General features: G+C 65.9%; 1 protein-coding gene. It reads left to right on the plus strand.

What is annotated here, in order from left to right; genetic code table 11:
- Positions 1 to 29: 29 nt before the first annotated feature.
- A partial coding sequence (locus KRR26_RS36435; RefSeq protein WP_236069637.1) for a condensation domain-containing protein occupies positions 30 to 1801 on the plus strand: 1772 nt, incomplete at its 3' end.

The raw sequence follows: 1801 nt of genomic DNA on the forward strand, positions 1-1801 counted from the left end.
AGGGAGTGAAGAGGAAGCTGCCCGGGTACATGGTGCCGAGCTGGGTGGTGGTGTTGGAGGCGTTGCCGTTGACGCCGAATGGGAAGGTGGACCGTCGAGCGTTGCCGGAGCCGGAGGCGCAGCCGTCCGCGGAGTCCCTTCGCAACCACGTCCCACCGCGCACCGCGACGGAACTGCGCGTGGCCGAGCTGTTCGAGCGAGTGCTCGGCATCGAGCGCGTGGGTGCCAATGGGAGCTTCTTCGAACTCGGCGGGCACTCGCTGCTAGCGACTCAGCTCGTTTCGCGCGTTCGGCAGGCGTTCGAGATCGAGCTGCCGTTGCGTGAGTTGTTCACCTCGCCCACCGTGGCCGCGCTCTCCGAGAGGATCGAGCGAGCCGCACGCGTGCGAGGCAAGACGCATGTGCCTGCCTTGCAGCCGCGAGTGAGTCGCGTGGCGTCACCGCCGCTGTCCTTCGCGCAGCAACGCCTGTGGTTCCTGGAGCGCTTGTCGCCCGGAACCGCCTTCTACAATCTCCCCATTGCGGTGGATCTCCTCGGTCCACTCGATGCCGTGGCGCTGCGCCGCGCCTTCGAAGCCGTAGTGCTTCGCCATGAGGCGCTTCGCACCACCTTCCAGGTGGAGAACGGCCAGCCCGTTCAACACATCGAGTCTGCGCCCGGTATCGCGTTCTCCGTCCGGAATCTGGAGTCCCATCCCACCTCCGAGCGCGAGGCCGCGGCGCAGGACTGCGTCGAGCGTGAAGCCCAGCTGCCATTCGACTTGGAGCACGGTCCGCTGATCCGAATGACGCTGCTCCGGTTGTCGGAGCAGGTGCATGTGTTGGTGCTCGTGACCCATCACATTGTCTCGGATGGTTGGTCCAATGAGATCTTCGTCCGCGAACTCACGGCGTTCTATGAGGCCTTCGTCGACGGCCATGCTTCTCCGTTGCCTGCACTGTCGTTGCAGTACGCGGACTTCTCGACGTGGCAGCGAGATTGGCTCCAGGGGGAACCCTTGGAGGCCCAGTTGGCCCATTGGCGCCAGCAGTTGAAGGGAGCGCCGCGCGCCCTCGAGCTGCCGACGGATCGCCCACGCCCGGCGGCGCAGACATTCCGAGGCGCGAACATCCACGTCGCGTGGCCGAAGTCGCTGTGGCGGGAGATGGAGGGGTTGGGACGCCGCGAGGGCGCCACGGTGTTCATGGTGCTCCTGGCTGCGTATCAAGCGCTGCTCTCGCGCTACACGGGGCAGAGGGACGTGAGCGTGGGCTCGCCCATCGCGGGGCGGACGCATGCGGAGACGGAGGGGGTGATCGGCTTCTTCGTGAACACGCTGGTGCTGCGTGCGCGACTGAGTCGGGACATGACGTTCCGAGAGCTGTTGGCGCAAGTGCGAGAGGTGACGCTCGGTGCCTACGCGCATCAGGACGTGCCGTTCGAGAAGCTGGTGGAGGAACTCCAGCCCGAGCGAGACCTGAGTCGCAGTCCCCTGTTCCAGGTGTCGCTCACGCTCCAGAACACGCCCGCGGCTCAGGTCCACTTGAGACAGGGCCTGCGGATCCAAGGCCGAGCAACAAGCGAACACACGTCGAAGTTCGAGATGTCGCTGCTGGTGGAGGAGCTGCCGGAACGAGTGGCCGTGGTGGCCAACTACAACAGTGACTTGTTCGACGCGGAGACGGTGGAGGGGCTGCTGGGGCACCTGCGAGTGCTGGTGGAAGCGGCGGTGGCGCGCCCTGAAGAGAAGGTGAGGGAATTGCCGTTGATGGGGGAGGAGGAGCGGCGGCGTGTGGTGGAGGAGTGGAGCGGGAAGAGAGT

Source organism: Citreicoccus inhibens, from assembly GCF_019039035.1.
Lineage (GTDB): Bacteria > Myxococcota > Myxococcia > Myxococcales > Myxococcaceae > Citreicoccus > Citreicoccus inhibens.